This is a genomic window from Bradyrhizobium mercantei (assembly GCF_001982635.1).
Taxonomy (GTDB): domain Bacteria; phylum Pseudomonadota; class Alphaproteobacteria; order Rhizobiales; family Xanthobacteraceae; genus Bradyrhizobium; species Bradyrhizobium mercantei.
The window spans coordinates 1137681-1157943 of sequence record NZ_MKFI01000002.1 but is presented as its reverse complement, the minus strand read 5'-3'; the positions used below and the strand labels follow the sequence as shown (position 1 = coordinate 1157943).

The 20263-nt window shown below is 63.1% G+C and carries 19 protein-coding genes; 7 read left to right on the top strand and 12 right to left on the bottom strand.

Annotated elements, in window-relative coordinates; all coding sequences use genetic code 11:
- Positions 1–10: 10 nt before the first annotated feature.
- The 4 genes from oxlT to BI327_RS12985 all read right to left on the bottom strand — a co-directional run bounded on the left by oxlT (position 11) and on the right by BI327_RS12985 (position 3749).
- Positions 11–1372, bottom strand: a complete 1362-nt coding sequence (gene oxlT / locus BI327_RS13000; RefSeq protein WP_076860595.1) for an oxalate/formate MFS antiporter — start codon at positions 1370–1372, stop codon at positions 11–13.
- A 59-nt stretch (positions 1373–1431) separates the two neighbouring features.
- The gene (locus tag BI327_RS12995; protein ID WP_076860594.1) at positions 1432–2214 is read right to left on the bottom strand and encodes a fumarylacetoacetate hydrolase family protein; all 783 of its coding nucleotides are present in this window, start codon (positions 2212–2214) and stop codon (positions 1432–1434) included.
- A 5-nt stretch (positions 2215–2219) separates the two neighbouring features.
- Positions 2220–3239 carry a 2-dehydropantoate 2-reductase gene (locus tag BI327_RS12990; protein ID WP_076860593.1) on the bottom strand — a complete coding sequence of 340 codons (1020 nt, stop codon included), beginning with the start codon at positions 3237–3239 and terminating at the stop codon, positions 2220–2222.
- 96 nt (positions 3240–3335) lie between these two features.
- Complete coding sequence (locus BI327_RS12985; protein ID WP_076860592.1) at positions 3336–3749, bottom strand: CBS domain-containing protein; 414 nt, start codon at positions 3747–3749, stop codon at positions 3336–3338.
- Positions 3750–3986: 237 nt separating this feature from the next.
- Here BI327_RS12985 and BI327_RS12980 point away from each other — a divergent pair, with 237 nt between their 5' ends.
- From BI327_RS12980 to BI327_RS12965, 4 genes are all read left to right on the top strand, one after another.
- On the top strand, positions 3987–4826 hold the full coding sequence (locus BI327_RS12980; RefSeq protein ID WP_076860591.1) for an IclR family transcriptional regulator: 840 nt from the start codon (positions 3987–3989) through the stop codon (positions 4824–4826).
- Positions 4827–4998: 172 nt separating this feature from the next.
- Positions 4999–6786 (top strand): glyoxylate carboligase, encoded by a 1788-nt coding sequence (gene gcl, locus BI327_RS12975; RefSeq protein ID WP_076860590.1) that lies wholly within the window; start codon positions 4999–5001, stop codon positions 6784–6786.
- A gap of 38 nt (positions 6787–6824) precedes the next feature.
- Positions 6825–7610 carry a hydroxypyruvate isomerase gene (hyi, locus tag BI327_RS12970; protein ID WP_076860589.1) on the top strand — a complete coding sequence of 262 codons (786 nt, stop codon included), beginning with the start codon at positions 6825–6827 and terminating at the stop codon, positions 7608–7610.
- Positions 7611–7730: 120 nt separating this feature from the next.
- Positions 7731–8618, top strand: coding sequence for a 2-hydroxy-3-oxopropionate reductase (locus BI327_RS12965; protein ID WP_076860588.1), 888 nt, complete (start codon positions 7731–7733; stop codon positions 8616–8618).
- 25 nt (positions 8619–8643) lie between these two features.
- Here BI327_RS12965 and BI327_RS12960 read toward each other — a convergent pair whose 3' ends face one another.
- On the bottom strand, positions 8644–10827 hold the full coding sequence (locus BI327_RS12960) for a hypothetical protein (protein WP_143271589.1): 2184 nt from the start codon (positions 10825–10827) through the stop codon (positions 8644–8646).
- A gap of 292 nt (positions 10828–11119) precedes the next feature.
- On the opposite strand from BI327_RS12960, the gene BI327_RS42275 reads away from it, so the two are divergent.
- The gene (locus BI327_RS42275) at positions 11120–11290 is read left to right on the top strand and encodes a hypothetical protein (RefSeq protein ID WP_159450440.1); all 171 of its coding nucleotides are present in this window, start codon (positions 11120–11122) and stop codon (positions 11288–11290) included.
- On the opposite strand, the gene BI327_RS12955 is transcribed toward BI327_RS42275, so the two are convergent.
- Both BI327_RS12955 and BI327_RS12950 read right to left on the bottom strand, forming a co-directional pair.
- A complete protein-coding gene (locus BI327_RS12955; RefSeq protein WP_083742041.1) occupies positions 11262–11963 on the bottom strand; it encodes a transglycosylase SLT domain-containing protein in 702 nt (233 codons plus the stop codon). The genes BI327_RS42275 and BI327_RS12955 overlap by 29 nt on opposite strands.
- 299 nt (positions 11964–12262) lie before the next feature.
- Positions 12263–12595 (bottom strand): hypothetical protein, encoded by a 333-nt coding sequence (locus BI327_RS12950; RefSeq protein WP_083742040.1) that lies wholly within the window; start codon positions 12593–12595, stop codon positions 12263–12265.
- 363 nt (positions 12596–12958) lie between these two features.
- On the opposite strand from BI327_RS12950, the gene dusA reads away from it, so the two are divergent.
- Positions 12959–13945, top strand: coding sequence for a tRNA dihydrouridine(20/20a) synthase DusA (dusA, locus tag BI327_RS12945; protein WP_076860585.1), 987 nt, complete (start codon positions 12959–12961; stop codon positions 13943–13945).
- Positions 13946–13954: 9 nt separating this feature from the next.
- On the opposite strand, the gene BI327_RS12940 is transcribed toward dusA, so the two are convergent.
- The 5 genes from BI327_RS12940 to BI327_RS12920 all read right to left on the bottom strand — a co-directional run bounded on the left by BI327_RS12940 (position 13955) and on the right by BI327_RS12920 (position 18387).
- Positions 13955–14851 (bottom strand): LysR family transcriptional regulator, encoded by an 897-nt coding sequence (locus BI327_RS12940; RefSeq protein ID WP_076860790.1) that lies wholly within the window; start codon positions 14849–14851, stop codon positions 13955–13957.
- 186 nt (positions 14852–15037) lie between these two features.
- Positions 15038–16216 carry a muconate/chloromuconate family cycloisomerase gene (locus BI327_RS12935; protein ID WP_076860584.1) on the bottom strand — a complete coding sequence of 393 codons (1179 nt, stop codon included), beginning with the start codon at positions 16214–16216 and terminating at the stop codon, positions 15038–15040.
- A gap of 66 nt (positions 16217–16282) precedes the next feature.
- Positions 16283–17152 (bottom strand): intradiol ring-cleavage dioxygenase, encoded by an 870-nt coding sequence (locus BI327_RS12930; RefSeq protein ID WP_076860789.1) that lies wholly within the window; start codon positions 17150–17152, stop codon positions 16283–16285.
- A gap of 72 nt (positions 17153–17224) precedes the next feature.
- Positions 17225–17749 carry a flavin reductase family protein gene (locus BI327_RS12925; protein ID WP_076860583.1) on the bottom strand — a complete coding sequence of 175 codons (525 nt, stop codon included), beginning with the start codon at positions 17747–17749 and terminating at the stop codon, positions 17225–17227.
- Positions 17746–18387: an FAD synthetase gene (locus BI327_RS12920; protein ID WP_245334781.1), complete on the bottom strand. Its 642-nt coding sequence runs from the start codon at positions 18385–18387 to the stop codon at positions 17746–17748. Before BI327_RS12920 ends, BI327_RS12925 begins: the two co-directional genes overlap by 4 nt.
- Positions 18388–18644: 257 nt before the next feature.
- Here BI327_RS12920 and BI327_RS12915 point away from each other — a divergent pair, with 257 nt between their 5' ends.
- Positions 18645–20222: a 4-hydroxyphenylacetate 3-hydroxylase N-terminal domain-containing protein gene (locus BI327_RS12915; protein WP_076860582.1), complete on the top strand. Its 1578-nt coding sequence runs from the start codon at positions 18645–18647 to the stop codon at positions 20220–20222.
- Positions 20223–20263: the final 41 nt, after the last annotated feature.

Genomic DNA, 20263 nt, shown 5'->3' with positions numbered 1-20263 from the left:
TGGTCTCGTGTTATGGCGCCTTCTTGAGACGGTCGTAAGACACCGGTGTCTCCAGCAGGTCGCTCTCGCCGGGCAGGGCCTTGGCGCGCGAGATTGCAGCGCTTGCCGTGCTTTCGCTGCCGAGAATGAACGCGCGCCGCAGCGGCTTGATCACGAACACGGCCATGAGGGCTGCGGTGGCGTTGAGCGCGACGGCCACGACGAATACGGCCTGCCAGCCGAATTGCGAGGAGATGATGCTCGCAAGCGGGACGAGCAGCGCCGCCGTGCCCTTCGCCGTGTACAGCATGCCGTTGTTGGTGGTTGCGTATTTGGAGCCGAATGTGTCGCCGGCGGTCGCCGGAAACAGGCTGTAGATCTCGCCGAAGACACCGAAATAGACGGCTGTCGCCAGCACGAACACGACCGGAATGTGGCCGTAGACCGACAGTGTCAGCAGCATCAGCGCCGCGGTCGCGAACGCGATGAACATGGTGTGCTCGCGGCCGATATTGTCGGAGACCCAGCCGAAGAATGGCCGGCCGAACCCGTCGAACACGCGATCGAGCGAGATCGCAAAGGTCAGCGCGGCCATCTGGAAGCCCGCCAGCGTCACCGGCGTATCCGCGATCTTGAAGTCATGGGCAATCGGCCCGATCTGCGCGGCGGTCATCAGTCCGCCGGAGGCCACCATGACGAACACCAGGTACATCACCCAGAAAATCGGCGCGCGCAGCACCTGGGGCGGCGTGTAGTCGATCGCGCTCTGCGGCAGATTGTGACGCTTCTTCTTGGGAGCCTCGACGCCGACAGGCGGACGGACGAACCAGGCGAGCAGGAGAACCGTCAGGCCTTGGCCTATTCCGAACGTCAGGAAGGCGTTCTGGTAGCCGCTCGTGGCAATCATGTTGGCGATCGGCACGACGGTGAGGGCTGCGCCGGCGCCAAATCCGGCGGCGGTCGCGCCTGCGGCCAGGCCGCGGCGGTCCGGAAACCATTTCAGCGCGTTGCCGACGCAGGTGCCGTAGACGGCGCCGGCGCCGATGCCCGCGACGACAGCTGCCGCATAAAGCGTGACCAGCGAGGAGGTGTAAGAGTTCATCACCCAGGCCAATCCGATCATCAGCCCGCCGAACATGATGACGATGCGGGGCCCGTATTTGTCCACGAACCAGGCTTCCACCGGCACCAGCCAGGTTTCCGTCATCACGAAGATCGTGAAGGCGAGCTGGATCGCCGGACGGCCCCAGTGAAACTGTGCGTCGATCGGATCGACGAACAGCGTCCAGCCATACTGCAGGTTGGCGATCATCGCCATGCAGACGATTCCGATCGCGAGCTGAAACCAGCGGAAGCCGCCGGGCAAGGATGCCTGTGTCGTGCTGGAGATCATGTGTGCTCCCAGGGCAGGTGTTGGTCGTTTGGTCCGGGCGTCAGCTGTCGTCCTGACGCCTACTGACGAAATTCGTTGGTCAATTCGCCGATGCCGTCGATCGCGACGGTGACCGTATTGACCGGCTCCTTCATCACGCCGACGCCGATCGATGTGCCGCAGCAGATCAGGTCGCCCGGCAACAGCGTCATGTCGTGCGAGATCTTGCTGACCAGCGTCTGCGCGCTGAAGATCATGTCGGCGATCGGGTAATTCTGGCGCTCCACGCCGTTGAGGATCGTGCGCACCACGAGGCGTGCGGGGTCGAGGCCCGAGGCAATGACGGGACCGAACGGGCCATATCCATCGAAGCCCTTGGCCCGCGCCCATTGCGGGAAGGTCGGATCGCGATTGAGGATATCGGCGGCGGTGACGTCGTTGGTGCAGGTGTAACCGAAGATGAAGGCGTCGGCCTGTTCGGGCGCGACCGCGGTGCAGGTCTTGCCGATGACGATGCCGAGCTCGCCTTCATAGGTCGTCTTGCCGTCATAGCCCACCGGACGCGTGATGACGGCGCCCGGCGCGGTGACGCTGGTCGGCGCCTTCAGCAGGTACAACGGCTCGGGCGGCTCAGGCGATTGCAGTTTCGCCGCAAGCGCGTGAAAATTGTTCCAGAGCGCGATGATCTTGCTCGGTTCGGTCGGCGCAAGCAGCTCGACATCATCAAGCGCCAGCATTCGGCCGGTCGGCCGCGCGTTGGTGAACATGTCCCCGGCGTGCACGGCGATGCCGGACGGGGTGAGTTGCCCGAAGCCGAGATCGGCACGGTGGCGGAAGCGAACCCAGCGTGTCACGTTTGCCATCGGGATCACGCGACCGCCAGGGTTTCGGCTACGGCGGCGCCGGCCGCCCCGTCATAGAGGCCGGCCTGCCTGGTGCGCTGCGCGACCAGGGCCAGCACCGCATCGAGCGCGGGCGTTGCAATCCCGGTCATCCGGCCCATCTCCTGCACCACGGTGATCAGCGGATCGATCTCGACGGGACGTCCACGCTCGAGATCCTGCAGCATCGAGGTCTTGTGCGCGCCGACCTTGCGTGCGCCCTCGATGCGGCGGTCGACATCGACCCGGAACTTGACCCCGAGGCTTTCGGCGATCGCCTGGGCCTCCAGCATGATCGCTCGCGACAGCGCGCGCGTGCCGGGATTGCTGCAGATCACGTCGAGGGTCGCGTGGGTGAGGGCGCTGATCGGGTTGAAGCAGACATTGCCCCACAGCTTCAGCCAGATCTCGTCGCGGATGCGGTCGAGCACCGGCGCCTTCATGCCCGCGGCGACGAACAGCTCGGAGAGCCGCTGGACGTCGGGTGTGATCTCGCCGGAGGGCTCGCCGAGCGGAAAGTTGTTGCCGTAGACGTGGCGGATCACACCGGGCGCTTCGATCTCGGTCGCGGGATACACCACGCAGCCGATCGCGCGCTCGGGGCCAAGCTCGTTCCACTGCCGTCCGCCCGGGTCGATGCTCTCGAGCGCCGATCCTTCGTGCCGTCCGCCATGCTTGTAGAAATACCAATAGGGAATGCCGTTGACGGCGGTGACGATGCGGGTCCGATCACCCAGCAGGGGCCGCATCGGTTCGATCACGCCGGTGATCGAATGCGCCTTGAGGCAGATGATGACGACATCCTGCTCGCCGAGTTCGGCGGGATTGTCGGTGCAGCGGGGATGCACTACGCGCTCCTGTTGGCCGATCAGGAGCTTCAGGCCGTTCTGTCGCATCGCGGCGAGGTGCGCGCCGCGCGCGACCAGGCTGACATCGGCGCCAGCGCGCATCAATTCGACACCGAGATAGCCGCCGATAGCGCCGGCGCCGTAGATGCAAACTCTCATGAAATCCTCGCGAGCAGGGTGGGAACACAGCGCGAGCCTTGGCGGCCCGGACCGTACAGCGTTGCAATGGCCTTCAAATTGTCTCGGGAACGTCCGTCAGGCCGCGCAGGCGGCTTCCTCGAAAGCAACGGTGATGTCCCGCATGCTCACGACGCCGACGAGCCGGCCGTTGTCGATGACGGGCATATGGCGGATCCCGTGACGCGCCATGAGATGCTCGACATCGGTGAGCGTGTCCTGCGAATTGCAGGACACCAGCGGCCGCGGCGAAATGAACTGCGCGACTTTCATCGCCAGGCCGCCGGTGCCGCGCTCGGCAACCACAGCGACCACGTCGCGCTCGCTGAACATTCCGACCACCGCGGCGTCCTTGCTGCGCGAGGCGTTCCTGACCACCAATGTGCCGACATTGCTCGCGTACATGAGGTTCGCCGCAATGCTTACGGATTCGTTCGAGCCGATCGTCACCACGTGCGCACTGTTGGCGCGAAGGATGTCCCCAACGTACATGGCAGCGTTCTCCCGGTTGTGTGATTGGGTCGTTATTGAATAATCGTGGTATACATTATCCCAGAAGTCAAACAAAAGAATCGACGCATTTCACGATTAAAATGGCAAAAATACTGACCTATTCGCGAATTCTCTGACCTTGACTCTTTAGTCTTTTGGCATGCCATATGCCAATTGAAGCGCTCGTTCTCCGAGCCAATTCCGTTCAGAACCGCAACCGGTTAGGGGCAGGTCGTGATGAAAAGAGAGCCGATCCGGCGCAAGCCGTCCGATCCCGATTTTCGCGCGCAGCCGGATCAGGACGCGCGCGACGGCGGCGTTCAATCGGTCGATCGCGCGCTGCAGATCATGGAAGCCCTTGCACAGGATGACGAAGGCTATCGGCTGACCGATCTTGCGATCCGCATCGGCTTGCCGCCGTCGACGGCGCATCGGCTGCTGACGACGCTGGAGAACCGCAGGTTCGTGCAGTTCGACCGCGAGGAATCCAAATGGCACATCGGCGCGCAAAGCTTCGTGGTCGGCTCGACCTTCATGCGCCGGCGCAATTTTTCCGCGCGGGCGTTGCCTTATCTGCGCAAGCTGCGCGACCAGACCAGGGAAACCGCCAACCTTGCGGTGGTCGATGATGAATCCATCATCATCGTGTCCCGCATCGAAAGCCGCGAGATCATGCGGTCGCTGACCAAGGTCGGCGGACGGGTCGCCTTGATCGCGTCCGGCGTGGGGAAGGCGGTGCTGGCGGCGTATTCCGATGTCGACATCAACGCGATCATCCGCCGCCGCGGCATGCCGCGCCTGACGGAAAAGTCGATCATTCGCCCGGGCGAGCTGTTCAGGGAATTGGAGGCCGTGCGCCGCCAGGGCTATGCGGTGGACGATGAAGAGGCGCGGCTCGGCTTGCGCTGCGTGGCCGCGGTGGTCTTCAACGATTGCAGCGAGCCATTCGCCGCGATCTCGGTATCGGGCACCGCGGATCGGATGACGGACGATCGTCTGCCGGAGATCGGCGCCACCGTGCATCGGATCGCAGCCGAGCTCACAGCGGAGCTGCGTGGCAGCAGTCCCGCGGCCTGAGGTCCGCGGGCTTTCCGATTTCCATTTTTCAGTTGGCGCTAATCAATTGGAGACATGCAAGAAATCGCGAGCGCTGCCACAGCGCGGAAATTCCCAGCGTTTGCGTTGAGATCGACGGTTGCCGGCCTGATGATCCTGCTCAGGCCAACTCATAGCGAAACGGGATCATCACATGAAGATGCGAGCGGTGGATGCGGCAGTCCGCATACTGGAACGCGAGGGGATCACTTGCGCTTTCGGCGTTCCCGGTGCGGCGATCAACCCGTTTTACTCCGCATTGAAGCGCAACGGCTCGATCCGGCATATTCTGGCGCGGCACGTCGAAGGCGCCTCGCACATGGCGGAAGGCTATACCAGGGCGAACGCGGGCAATATCGGCGTTTGCATCGGCACCTCGGGCCCCGCCGGCACCGACATGATCACCGGCCTCTATTCGGCGATCGCGGATTCGATTCCGATCCTCTGCATCACGGGCCAGGCGCCGCGGGCGCGGCTCTACAAGGAAGATTTCCAGGCCGTCGACATCGAGTCGATCGCAAAGCCGGTGACGAAATGGGCCGTGACCGTGCGCGAGCCGGCGCTGGTGCCGCGCGTGTTCAGCCAGGCCTTCCATGTCATGCGGTCGGGGCGGCCGGGACCGGTGCTGATCGATCTTCCGCTCGATGTGCAGCTGGCCGAGATCGAGTTCGACGACGAGACCTATTCGCCGCTGTCGGTCTACAAGCCGACGGCAACGCGCAAGCAGATCGAGAAGGCGCTCGAGATGCTCAACGCCGCGGAGCGGCCGCTGATCGTGGCCGGCGGCGGCGTCATCAACGCCGATGCATCCAAGCTGCTGGTCGAGTTCGCCGAAGCGGTCAACGTTCCCGTCGTTCCGACGCTGATGGCATGGGGCGCCATTCCCGACGATCACGCGCTGATGGCCGGCATGGTCGGCCTGCAGACCAGCCATCGCTACGCCAACGCCACGATGCTCGAATCCGATTTCGTGCTCGGGATCGGCAACCGCTGGGCCAACCGGCATACCGGCTCGATCGAGACCTACACCAAGGGCCGCAAATTCGTCCATGTCGACATCGAGCCGACGCAGATCGGTCGGGTCTTCAATCCGGATCTCGGCATCGTGTCCGACGCCAAGGCGGCGCTGGAGATGTTCGTGGGCGTCGCCAGGGAGTGGCGGAAGTCCGGCAAGCTGCGCGACCGGCAGGCCTGGCCCGCCGCCTGCCGCGACCGTAAGCGTTCGATGCTGCGCAAGAGTCACTTTGACAACATCCCGATCAAGCCGCAGCGCGTCTACGAGGAGATGAACAAGGCATTCGGCCGCGACACCTGCTACGTGACCGTGATCGGCTTGTCGCAGATCGCGGGGGCCCAGTTCCTCAACGTCTACAACCCGCGCAACTGGATCAATGCCGGGCAGGCCGGCCCGCTCGGCTGGACCCTGCCGGCCGCGCTGGGTGTGCGCGCCGCCGATCCCGACCGCGACATCGTCGCGCTGTCGGGGGACTACGACTTCCAGTTCCTGATCGAGGAGCTCGCGGTCGGGGCGCAGTTCAATCTGCCCTACATCCACGTCGTCGTGAACAATTCATATCTCGGGCTGATCCGGCAGGCGCAGCGCGGCTTCGATATGGACTATCACGTCCAACTCTCGTTCGAGAACATCAACGCGCCCGAGATCGGCGTCTACGGCGTCGACCATGTCACCGTCGCCGAAGGGCTGGGTTGCAAGGCGATCCGGGTTACGGATCCGAACGAGGCGCAGGCCGCGTTCGCGACTGCACGCGAGCTGATGGCCAAGCATCGCGTGCCGGTGGTGGTGGAATTCATCCTCGAGCGGGTCACCAACATCGCGATGGGCACGGAGATCGACAACATCGTCGAGTTCGAGGAAGTGCTCGATCTTCCGCTCGATGACGTGCCGAGCGCACAACGATCCGGCACGCTGCTGCCGGCCTGACCACATCATCCAGCGCGTTCCAAGCGGAGAGACGACCCGTGCCTCAATTTGCCGCCAACCTCACCATGCTCTTCAACGAGCTGCCGTTCCTCGACCGGTTCGCCGCCGCCAAGGCCGCCGGCTTCAATGCGGTCGAGTATCTGTTTCCTTACGACTACGAAAAAAGCGAGTTGCGGGAAGAGTTGGCACGGTCTGAACTGACCCAGGTGCTGCACAATCTTCCGGCCGGCAATTGGGCCGCCGGCGAGCGGGGCATCGCGATCCTGCGCGATCGGGTCGATGAATTTCGCGACGGCGTGGTGCGCGCGATCGACTACGCGAAGGCGCTCGATTGCCGGCAGCTGAATTGCCTGGTCGGCATCGCGCCCGCCGGTGCGGATGCCGCGGATCTCAACGAAGTTCTCGTGCCCAATCTGCGCTTCGCGGCCGGCGCGCTCGCCCAGCATGGCATCAAGCTCCTGATCGAACCGATCAACACGCTCGATATTCCCGGTTTCTTCCTGAACGGGACGGAACAGGCGGTGCAGCTGATTTCCGAAGTGCGCTCGCCCAACCTGTTCATCCAGTACGACATCTATCACATGCAGATCATGGAAGGTGACCTGGCGCGGACGTTGCAAAAGCATCTCGACCGGATCGCGCACGTCCAGCTCGCCGACAATCCGGGCCGCTTCGAGCCGGGCACCGGCGAGATCAACTACTCCTATCTGTTCAAGCATCTCGACAGCATCGGATATCGCGGCTGGATCGGATGCGAATACAAGCCGCGGACGACCACGCTCGAGAGCCTCGCCTGGCACGCCGCGCACACGTTCGTGACCTAGAGCTCAGTTCCGATTGAATCGGAACTGAGCTCTAGATTTTTTCTTGCAGCGTTTTCTGCACGCGAACCGGTATCCACTTCGCTGGAAAACGCTCTCATCAGGCTGACAGGAGCAACGACAATGAAAGACATCGGATTCATCGGGCTCGGCACCATGGGGCGTCCGATGGCGAGCCACCTCCAGGCTGCCGGCTATCGCCTGTTCCTGCATGACGTCGTGCCGCTTCCGCCCGAACTGATCGCAGCCGGTGGCGTCGCCTGCGAGTCAGGCAAGCAGGTGGCGCAGGAAGCCGACGCCGTGATCGTCATGGTGCCGGATACGCCGCATGTCGAAGCCGTGCTGTTCGGCGAGGGTGGCGTCGCGGAGGGCGTTTCGAAGGGCATGATCGTGGTCGATATGAGCTCGATCTCTCCGCTGGCGACCAAGGAGTTCGCACGGAAGATCGATGCGCTCGGTGCCGACTATCTCGACGCGCCGGTATCCGGCGGCGAGGTCGGCGCAAAGGCGGCGAGCCTGACCATCATGGTTGGCGGGCGGGAGCGGGCCTTCAATGCGATGAAGCCCGTGTTCGAGACGATGGGCAAGAACGTCACCCATGTCGGCGGCAATGGTGACGGCCAGACCACCAAGGTTGCGAACCAGATCATCGTGGCACTGACCATCGAGGCGGTGAGCGAGGCCCTGCTGTTCGCGTCGAAGGCGGGCGCGGATCCCGCGCTGGTGCGCCAGGCGCTGATGGGGGGCTTCGCCTCGTCCCGGATCCTAGAAGTGCACGGCGATCGCATGATCAAGCGCAATTTCGATCCGGGCTTCCGCATCGAGCTGCATCAGAAGGATCTCAACCTCGCGCTGGAAGGTGCGCGGGCGCTCGGCTTGTCGCTGCCGGGCACGGCCGCGGCTCAGCAGCTGTTCAACACCTGCACCGCCCTCGGCGGCAAAGCCTGGGACCATTCGGCGATTCTGAAAGCGCTGGAGGTGATGTCGGGCCACGAGGTCGCGGCCGCCTGACCCATGCGCAAATGTCGGGTCTCTGTTACGCGGCAGACGTCTTTACGACCTTCAAGCCGTGCGGAAGCGAGGCAAAGGTCGCAAATTCCGGTGCGACCTCGCTAAGCTGGCTGACATATGCCGCATAGTCCTCGGAGTCTTGATGCACAAATCCCAATTGCGGAATCTTCTCGTTCAGCCGCCGCAACACGACCGGAGCGCTGGCCGGAATAAAGTGGATACCCCCGGGGGTCGAGAGCGTGAGGATTAGTCCGCGAGCGATGCCGTCATGGTCGGGCCGGGCGACCATGATGACGCGAACGGCTCCCTTGTCGGCGGTGACCAAGCTCATGAAGGGCTTGCCATCGGGTATGTAAACCAGTCCAACCTGGGAATGGCTGCTGTCCGGCCGATTCCGCTCCTCAAATACAAGGCTCGCGCGTTTATCGTCCCAATGGATGGTCACCTCGTAAGCGTTGACAATAGCGGGATTGCCAAATGTTGGCCGGAAGCAAACATAGCGTCCCTGCAACTCGTCCACACCCTCTCGATTATAGGCCCCGAGTTCCCTCGATGCAGCGCGGGAGCCTGTCCGGTCAGCGGCCTCGCTGACCATGTCGGCTGACGGATCTCCGGAAACCGCTGAACCTGCATCTGCGCCCAGCGAGAGCGGCCGCAACGGGTCAAAGATGGTCGGCAATTTGTTCGAACGAATGGATCTCGGGAAAATCGCAAGCACGATCGCACCCAGCACGAAGCCGGCGACACTTAGCGGTACAAGCAGCCGGGCAATGCCTGGGCTGTTGCCCTGAATTCGTTGCAGGAACTCACCGCTCAGGAGCTGGGCAATCAGAATTGTCGCAACTGCGAATGTCCCCGCGTTGAGTATCCCTCCCAGGAGTGCGAACCGAAGCGATCCCCACGCTTGTGTACCCAAGAGAGCGCACATCAATCCGATTGAGAAGGTGCAAAGGAACGGCAAAAGGACAAATGGCCAGCGATCCGCGAATTCGGTGAGCGATTGCGTCAGCGAAACACTTCCGGTGTTGAGAAGATCCGGTACCAACGGCCACCCGATCCGCAGCACGATGCACAAGCCGACCACGACGAGCGCAGAAATCGTGAGCTCCGCGAGAGGAGGAAATTGCCAGACATTCTCTTCCTGTCGACGGATGAACCGTTGGGCAACCGCCGTGCCCGCTATGACAGCCATCCCCAACTGGATTGCCATCAACACGGAGTACATGAAAGTTTGGCTGAACGGCTGTTGTCCGGGTATCGCGATCGACATGAACAGGAACAAGACGATGATGACCAAGATCGAAGCAACCCATTGGTCACGCCCGAACGCCGGAGAGTGATCTCGCGGATTGAGGCCCATGTTTGAGAGACGTTTGCGTCGCTGGTTCTCCGTTACCTCAAGATAAAGCACCCACCTCGCGATAAGCCTGCAGATCGTCAATGAGAGATCATGAATATTCTTCTTTAGGGCCTCCTCCATTGGTCGCGTCGGCTTTGACGACGTGAAGCAGGCCAGGGCGTTCTCCAAGAGGCTGTCGTATAGAGCGATTGACTGCTCCACGGATTTTTCGTTGAGCCGCATTATTCGTGTGTAGGTCGATCGCCCACTGACGTTCGTTGGAAACGGTAGAGGGATGCCGATGTTGTCAGGCATGATGAACAGCCAATAGAGCGACACCGCACGCGTAAAACGTGACTCCAGCGAGCCATCGTTGGCAAGACGAAGAGCGTTCGCGCCAATGTTCTTGGTGATCTCCCGGGAGACGTTTTCGATGAGAGTTCGATCCGTGAGTAGCAATTGGCCATGCGCCAATTCGACGGCGAGTTGCTCAGCTTCGGCCGGGATTGCGGCGAGTTGAATGCAGAACTGCCGAGCGGCTGTATCCAGTTTGCTGACGAACTTGAACTGCGAGGCTACCGTAATGAGAAGAAAGCCCACGACGGGAAGAGATGGACTTAGCCACTCATTTGCCTTTAGGGATTGGGCGATTGGAACGCCTTCGATTCCATACCCTCCTGCGCTGACGAGAATGATGACCAGGAGCCAGAGCCCGATCAGGAGGGCGTAGTAGAACAGCACTCCCGTGTAAAACAGGAGAAAAGTCGTTCCCGTACGGTTTGTCGGCGGTCTACTGAAGCGTATTAGCGCAACCACAAATAACAACAGACCTGATACGATCCACAACCCATGATTTACGACCGTATGCATGGCCAACTCCCTGGGTACGCGTTACCGACGAGTCCTTTGTGATCTTTGCTTGCTTGGTTCTCTGAACTCCAATTGGGAAACACGGCTGAATGCCGGTCAAGCACTAGCTCCGTGCAACGATCATATCGATGTGGCGGATGGCGAGGTGTAAGCTGGTTCACATTGAGCTACTGGTTGTAACCCAAATGTTGTGGTTCTCGTCGCTGACACCAGCTTCATGAGACGAGGGGGTAGCTTGTGCTTCGGCGCCACTTGGGGCTTTGACCAAGGCAGCCCGAGCTCAGAACGTTCGATGGCCGGCCATCTTCTCGCTGCAGGCTATCGCCTGCCGCTGCCGGGCCAGCAGCTGTTCAACAGCTGTACCGCCCTCGGCGGCAAGGCCTGGGACTATTCGGCGATTCTGCAATCGATGCCCACAGCTTGCCATTTGCGGCTCAGCTTCTATCGTTCTCAGCAAGCCTGAGAAATTGGCGTTTCATCCCCTTGACCTTCGCAATGTACGCTGCGACGAGGTGGTCGCCGCAGCGCTCTCCGGTGGCCGGCTGGAAGCCGCGGCGCACGAAGGCCCGTCCGGGGCCGGTGCCGCAGAGATGGATGAGCGCCGCGAGATCCTGCCTCTGCCGGGAACTCGCGGTGGCCTTCGGTGCGGCGGCGAGAACTCTGGCGACGTTACGGTCCAGGTATATCGCAGTGAGCTCCGTGGCATGAGCCGGCAGCGTGCGGACATTGAGGCTCTTGAACCCGCACTCCGTGGCGACGACCGTGTGCTGGCGGATGCAATAGCCATTCGCCTCCGCGAACGCCGCGTCCGTCATCTGATACAGGCCGACGGCGCTCGAGGCGGGCTTGTAGATCGCGAGGGGATTCCACGTCAGTCGCCAGCGCCAGTAGGTGCGCGCCACCGGATTGCCCGAACTCTCGGTCTGCGCCAGGGCCGCCAGTAGCTCCGGCGTGATCGCGTCCGTGGCGTAGGCGCGGAAGTGAGCACCGTACCGCCGCCACATCTCGGGCGGCTCCTTGTCGAGCGCCGTGCCGACGAAAAAGAACAGCTCAGTCGGCTTGCGGACGATCTGATAGGCGAGGTTGGCGAGCGGAAGGAGCACGAGAAGCCCCACACAGACGATTGCGATCCGCATCGCGGTGGGCAGCGCGTCCAGGTTCCGCCATTTCCTGCGCGCGCCCTGCCAGCCGCGAGCGATCCGAATGGCCGGGGTCCAGGCTTGCCGGACGCGCCTTTTGCGAGCGGCCGGCCTGGTGGCGGGCAATGAGGACACGGAGATGTCAGGCCTGCTTTGTGCGGCGGGCGCGTAGCCGTTGCAGGCTGCGCGGAGCTGTCTCGAATTTGCTTGGGGCGCGCGGCTCGTTTACCTCAAGGCCAATTCGACATGCGGACCATACTGGAGCAGAAAGGTTGCCAGTGTCCTGACGGGGGGCGTCACGATTTGCTTTGATCTGCGCGCCCGGACATTGCGGACAGCGCGCGTCTCAAAGCGGTTGCGGCGAAAACACCCGCACAACAGCCGGCGCCTTTGACGAACATGTCTTTCACGTATCCATGCCTGCCGGACAGCAGCTTCTGGATGAGCTCGAAGCCGATGATGACGACCAGAAGTCCGAGCAAAATGGGCAGCACGTGTTGCGGGTAGGCCAGCGAAAACACGGCGCCGACCACGAACAGCGCCGCAAAGCGATCGATGTTTGGCGATATCAACGTGTGGGGACGCAGTGCCAGCGACGTATCGGTGACGATGAAGAGGCCTAGGATCAACCCCCAGGCCAGGTATCGGAATATTGTTCGTGTCATCTCCGGTGGCATCAATCACACGCAACCTTCACGGTGTCTTAAAACCTGAACCGTGCCCCGACCTGCGCGGCATATGTTCAAGCCCGGTTGATGTCTATCAGATGCTGGGTGGCACGGCGGTAGGAAGAAGGTGCCGCCGGCCCGGAGGGGATGGTCGCCGGATCAGGTGTCCGTGGAATGATGCAGATGCAAGGGGCAGAGTGGGCGACGATCCCCACCAGGGTGCGCCTTTGCATGGGGTTGTTTTCGATATTTCGGTCGATCATCCGGCAAGGTTATCAAACGCGCCATGTTGCATTGCACTGGCGTTGCGGGTAAGTAATTGAGATGGATTGGAAATTCTCCGTCGCCCCGATGATGGATTGGACTGACCGGCATTGCCGCGTCTTCCATCGCCTGATGTCGCGGCGGGCGCGGCTCTATACCGAGATGCTGACGACCGGCGCCGTGATCCACGGCGACCGGGCGCGGCTGCTCGGCTTCGATGCCAGCGAGCATCCGGTGGCGCTGCAGCTTGGCGGTTCCGATCCGCAGGATCTCGCGACCGCAGCCCAGATCGGCGAGGAGTTCGGCTATGACGAGATCAATCTCAACGTCGGCTGTCCGTCCGATCGGGTGAAGGACGGCCGTTTCGGCGCCTGCCTGATGGCGGAGCCGGCGCTGGTCGCCGACGGCGTTGCGGCGATGAAGCGCGCCGTGAAGATTCCCGTGACGGTGAAGTGCCGGATCGGCATCGACGACCAGGATCCCGAAATCGCGCTCGATACGCTGGCCCGCGGCGTGATTGCCGCCGGCGCCGACGTGCTTGTCGTGCACGCGCGCAAGGCCTGGCTGAACGGATTGTCGCCGAAGGAGAACCGCGACATCCCGCCGCTCGATTACGATCGGGTCTATCGCCTGAAGGCGGCACTGCCGGACGTGCCCATCATCATCAACGGCGGCATCACCAGCCTTGTGGAGGCGAAGCAGCATCTCGCGCATGTCGATGGCGTGATGCTGGGGCGCGCGGCCTATCAGGAGCCGTGGCGGCTGCTCACGGTCGATTCCGAGCTGTTCGGCGAGACACAGCCGCATGCGACGATGAAGGACGTGTTTGCGGCGATGCTGCCCTATATCGAGCGGCAACTGGCCGAAGGCACGCGGCTGCATTCGATCACGCGCCACTTTGTCGGCGCCTTCCATGGCGTGCCCGGGGCGCGTGCGTTCCGCAGGCACCTTGCGGAGAACGGCGTTCGGCCGGGCGCTGACATCAACGTGCTGCGCGACGCCATCGCACGCGTTGACGACCGCGCGCTGGCGGCGGTCGCGGCCTGACGGCCAGGGCTATGGCTTGCGCTGACGCCGCATCACGTCCTGCGCGACCTTCAGGAAATTGAAGATGTGCGGCATCCGGTTGTCGCGCCGGTAGTTCAGCGACAGCGCGGTGCCCGGATTGTGTCCCTCATAGGCGCGGTAGGCGACGCCGGGGCGCTCCGCCTGCGAGACTGATTTCGGCACCAGTGCGATGCCGACGCCGACCGACACCAGGCTGATCGCGGTCTGATAATCCTGCGCCAGCACCTGGGATTTCGGAATGAAGCCTTCTTCGAGGCAGATGTTGAGGATGTGGTCGGCGAAGCTCGGGCGCGGCTTGCGCGGGTAGAGCACGAACGTCTCGGATTTCAGCGCCGCGAGCCGCGTCACCTGCTGTTCGAGCAGCGGCGAGGTGTCTGACAGCGCGAGGATCAGCGGCTCCTGCAAGAGCGGCTCCGATTTCAATTCCTCGTCGTCGAGTGAAGGCCGGGCCACCGCGATATCGATCTCGCGCTGGATCACCGCGCGCTTCTGCTCGGCGTTGTTCATCGCCGACAGCGCGAGCTCCACCTCGGGATAGGCCGAACGAAACGCCTTGATCACGTTGGGCAGAACGCCATAGGTCGCCGATCCGACGAAGGCGACGCGCAGGTGTCCCGAAAAGCCTTCTCCGATCCGCTTGATCTCGCGATGCGTGCGGTCGAGCCGCTCCAGCACGTCGCGCGCACGCTCCAGCAGCACGCTGCCGGCCTGGGTCAGCCGGATCTGGCTTCGGCTGCGGTCGATCAGCATCACGCCGAGATCGGTCTCGAGCTGCGCGATCTGCCGGCTCAGCGGCGGCTGCGCGATCGCAAGCCGCGAGGCGGCGCGGCCGAAATGCAATTCCTCGGCGACGGCGACGAAATACACCAGCCGCCTGAGATCCATGACATCGTCGCGATCGGTCACGGTCTACAGGACGTCGGTTCGCGCGCTTCCGGGGAAGAAGCTGCCGGGTCGGCTGGCCGGGTTTGATTTCGCGTGATCATCGGCGCACGATTGAGCTGGTTCCAGCGCGAAGACTGGGCGTGGGTCCCCGGATTGTCAATTGTCCGAGGGAACGACGCCATTGGGCTAATCCTTGCGGGCGAAGGCGCGGATCTTGTCCTCGTCGACCTCGACGCCGAGACCGGGGCCATCAGGGACGCAGATCTCGAACTCGTCGAATCTGATCGGGTTGACGACCAGATCCTCCACGAGGATGCGCGGGCCGAAATGCTCGGTGCCCCATTCGAGCTTCGGCAGGGTCGAGAACGCGGCAAGATGCGCCGCTGCGCCGATGCTGCTCTCCAACAGGCAGCCGCCATAGAGCTCGAGGCCGTGCGCGGCCGCGACCGCCGCGGCGCGCTTCATCTCGAACAGGCCACCGCTCTTCACGAGCTTCAGCGAATAGACGCTGCCGCAGGCCATTGTCGCCACGCGGGCGATTTCCTCCTTGGTGAAGGCCGCCTCGTCGACCAGCAGCGGGATCGAGGTGCGCGCCGCGACCCGCGCCATGGCTTCGAGTTGCAGTGCCGAGACCGGTTGCTCGATCAGGGCAACGTCCAATTCCTCGAGCGCCGGCATGAAGCGGATGCACTCGGCCTCGGTCCAGCCCTGGTTGACATCGACGATCAGGTGCACCTCGTCGCCGAGGCCGGCGCGCAGCGCCTGCAACCGCTTCAGGTCGGCCTGCGGCCGGTTGAAGCCGAACTTGATCTTGAACTGGCGGTGTTCGCGGCGCCGCAGCTTCTCTTTGGCTTCTTCCAGCTCCTGGCCGCTGTCGCCAGAGGCCAGCGCCCAGATCACCTCCATGCGCTCGCGCACCGCGCCGCCGAGCAGCGCGCTGGCGGGGAGGCCGAGCGTCTTGCCGGCGGCGTCGAGCAGCGCGGATTCGATCGCGCCCTTGGCCGCGAAATTGCGGGTGGCGGCCTTGCCCATGCGCAAGGCGTTGGCCTCGAAGGCGAGGGCGGGCTGCCCGAGCAGCGCCGGCGCCAGATAATTCGTGACCGCGGCCTTGATCGATTCCACGCTCTCCTCGGCCCAGCGCGGCCCGCCAAGTGTCGAGGCTTCGCCGATGCCCGTCACGCCATTGTCGAGCAGCACGCGCACCAGCACGTAGCCCTGATGCGTGACTTCCGTGTTCGACAGCTTGTGCCGCCGGCGGGTCGGCGCTTCCACGATGGTGGCGCGGATGCTGCGGATCGCAGTATCCCTTGCGAGGCTCCGCGCTTGCTCCACGGGCTTGGCGATTTCAATCACGGCACGGCTCATATGTCCTCGCAGTTCAGTTCAAAGTGAACCCTGCCGGACCTCAGGCCCGGCAGGGCGTCATGCGTATCACTCGGCCGCGGCGAGGCGCTCGACCGCCGCCTTCTTGAGCTTGAAGTCGAAGTTGAGCACGAGATCGGTGTCGGCACCGGCCGGTGCCTTGGCGAACTTGCCGATCAGGCTCTGCTTCACGGCGAACACCGAGTCGTTGTCGAGATACTTGGTCTCGGAATCGTAGATCTGCGAGATCAGTGATTGGTAGCCGTCCTTCGAGAGCATGAAGTGGATGTGGCCCGGGCGCCAGGGATGGTGGCCCATGTACTTCAGGAGCTCGCCGCCGGCGCCGTCATAGGGGATCGGGTAGGGCTCGGGGCGAAGCGCCACGAAGGCATATTCGCCATTGGCGTCGGTCGTGAAGCGGCCGCGCAGATTGTAGGCAGGCTGCTCGGGGTCTTGCAGATCGTAGAGGCCGTTCGGCGCGTCTTCCCAGACGTCGATGGTGACGCCCTCGATCGGCCGTCCCGCGGTGTCGCTGATGCGCCCCGAGACCTTGACGGTCTGCGCGTTGTCGAACGTCTTCTTGATGATGGAGGCGCCCTTGGGCAGCACCGGCGGGTTTTCCCGGTAGAACGGCCCGAGCACGGTGGATTCGCTCTCGCCGTCGGTGACGCGGTGGTCGAGCATGTCGACCAGCACCTCGACGCCGAGGATGTCCGCGATCAGGATGAACTCGTTGCGCTTCTCATCCGAGATGTCGCCGGCGCGCCGCAGGAATTCGCAAGCCGCGAACCATTCGGCGAAGGTCAGGTCGACCTCCTTGCAGAAGGCATGCATGTGGCCGATCAGGCTCGTCATGATCTGACGGTTGCGATCCGGAATGTCCTTCGAGAGCGCGGCGATCACGTGGTCGGTGATGGTGTCCTTGTTGACGTTCAGCATGGTCGTTTCCTCCTTTTCTTGCAGTTTGCTCAAAACTTGCATCCCCGTTTTCGGGAATTTTTGTTGCCGGATTCACCAGACAAATTCGTACGCCGCATTCTCCAGCATCGCGGGCGCCGGATGCGGGTCGGCAAGGCCGCCGAAGCGGCCGCGGAAGAACAGCAGCGGCTTCTTGCTTTGCTCGAGCGCCATCTCGCGGACATGGCCGAGGAAGATGGTGTGGTCCCCGGCGACGATCTCGTCGGCGAGATCGGTCACGAAACACGCCGCCGCATTGGCGATCACCGGCAACTCGTTGCGGCGCTCGAACACGTCGCAGAGGTCGGGCTTGGGCCTGCCTGCGAAATGCCAGGCGAGATCCTCCATGCCTTCGGCGAGGACACTGACCGCAAAGCGGCCGGTCTTCTGGATGTTGCAAAGCATCTTCGCGCTCTTCGCGATCGAGATCGCGACCAGCGGCGGATCGAGCGAGACCGACATGAAGGCGTTGGCCGTCATGCCGTGGTCGCGTCCCTCGCAATGCGTCGTGATGATGGTGACGCCGGTGCCGAACTGGCCGCAGGCGTTGCGCAGCTCGCGCGGATCGATGGCGGTCATGGGCTGATGACCTCGAGTTGGGCCAACCCGGATCGATTGGCTGGTGGCGCGGTCACGATATCTCTCCAGTTTTCCAGCGCTGATGCCGCGGCCGCAAGGCCGGATCGCCGCAGGTTCCGGATCCGGCTGCTAGAGACGATCTCGCCATTGCCGCAACGCACCGGCGGCAGGATGCGCGTGTTGAAATGCTGCCGCAGCAGGCGCGCGGTGCCGCCCTTGCAGGATCCGAAGCGGAAATCCTCGCCGACGATCACTTCGTGCGGGTGCAGAAGCCGCAGCTCGGCGAGGAAATCGGCCGCGGTGCGCCGGACGTAGAGCTCGTTGAAATCGGCGACGACGATGTGGTCGGGCGCGAATGTTGCGATGCGCACGAGCTTTTCGCGGAGCGAGATCAGCGGCTCGGCCTGGCCGAAATACACCTTCGGCGGCGGATCGAAGGTGTAGACCACAGAGGGAACGCCGCGGCATTGCGCTGCCGCGATGGTCTGCCGCAGCAACTCCTGATGGCCGCGGTGGACGCCGTCAAATGCGCCGATGGTCACGACGCAGGCCTCGAGGGCCAATTCTCCATCGCGAAGGAAAGCGACAGCGCTGCTGTCAAAACCCTTGCCCAAGACCTTGCCCAGATCCTTGTCCATGGCTCGCTCCCTTGCCGTGCCGTTGTTGTATCGGCTGCGGCGTTGCGTCGGCTGGACGATCATTGCCGTCCGGTCCGTGCCATCGAGTCATAGCCTGAGCCGCGGCGGGCCGCGCGGTATGGTGTGATACCTTTCGCCGGCTCAGGCTCAGCGCGTAGCTTTTCCTCCGACGTCACGCCGCCCAAGAGCGTGACGAGATGGTCCAGGCCGGTGTTGCAACGCCCGCCGGTCAAATGACACAAGCGGAGGAGAAACCCATGACCACTACAGCTGCCTTGCGGGCCGACGTGCCTGCGTCAACCACCAGCGTCTATACCGGCGCGGAATTCCTGGACAGCATCCAGGACGGCCGCGAAATCTACATCTATGGCGAGCGGGTCAAGAACGTCACCCAGCATCCCGCCTTCCGCAATTCGGCGCGGATGGTGGCGCGCTGGTACGACCGCTTTCACGAAAAGAAGGATCAGATCGGCGTTCTGACCGACACCGGCTCGGGACAGTTGACCCATCCGTTCTTCCTGGGCTCGCGAACGGCCGAGGATCTGATCAGGGGGCGCGATGCGATTGCCGAACTGCAGAAGGTTGCGTTCGGCTGGATGGGCCGCTCGCCGGACTACAAGGCGGCGTTCCTCGGAACCCTGGGTGCGAATTCGGGCTTCTATGGTGAGTATGCCGGCAATGCCAGGAAGTGGTACGCCCGGACACAGGAGCGGATCGACTTCTGGAACCACGCCATCGTCAATCCGCCGATCGATCGCGATCGCGCCATCGAGGACGTGCGCGACGTCTTCATGCATGTCGACAAGGAGACCGACGCCGGCCTGATCGTGTCGGGCGCGAAGGTGGTCGCGACCGGCTCGGCGCTGACGCACTACAATTTCATTGCGCATTACGGCATCCCGATCAAGGACAAGTCGTTCGCGCTGATCTTCACGGCGCCGATGGATGCCAAGGGCGTCAAGCTGATCGCGCGCTCGTCCTACGAATTCACGGCGGCCGCGACCGGATCGCCGTTCGACTATCCGCTGTCGAGCCGCTTCGACGAGAACGATTCCATTCTCGTGTTCGACAAGGTGCTGGTGCCCTGGGAGAACGTCTTCATCTACGGCGACGTCGACAAGATCAACCAGTTCTTCCCGGCGTCCGGCTTCGTGCCGCGCTTCACGCTGCACGGCGTGACCCGGCTTGCGGTCAAGCTCGATTTCATCGCCGGCCTGTTCTCGATGGCGGTGGAGGCGACCGGATCGAAGGATTTCCGCGGCGTGCAGACGGCTGTGGGCGAAGTGATCGCCTGGCGCAATCTGTTCCACGGCATTGCCGATGCGATGGTCAAATCGCCGATCGCCTGGCAGGGCACCGAGGGCTACAATCTGCCCAACCTGAACTACGGGCTGGCCTATCGCGTGTTCGCGCCGATGGCCTATCCGCGGATCAAGGAATTGATCGAGCGCCACGTCGCGAGCGGCCTGATCTATCTGCCGTCGAGCTCGGCCGATCTGGAGAGCGAGGCCATCAGGCCCTATCTCGACCGCTTCGTGCGCGGCTCCAACGGCTATGCCGCGATCGACCGGATCAAGCTGCTCAAGCTGCTGTGGGACGCGGTCGGCTCCGAGTTCGGCGGCCGGCACGAGCTCTACGAGCGCAACTATGCGGGCAATTACGAAAACCTGCGGGTCGAGACCTTGATGGCCGCGAGCGCCACCGGCGATCTCGGCGCCATGCAGGATTTCGTCCGCAACTGCATGAGCGACTACGACGTCTCGGGCTGGACGGCGAAGGATCTCGTCAATCCCGATGACATCAACCTCGTCAGCCGCGGTCTGGTGCAAGGTTGACGACAAGGCTGACGACGGGTCTGACGATCTGGTAGAGAGAG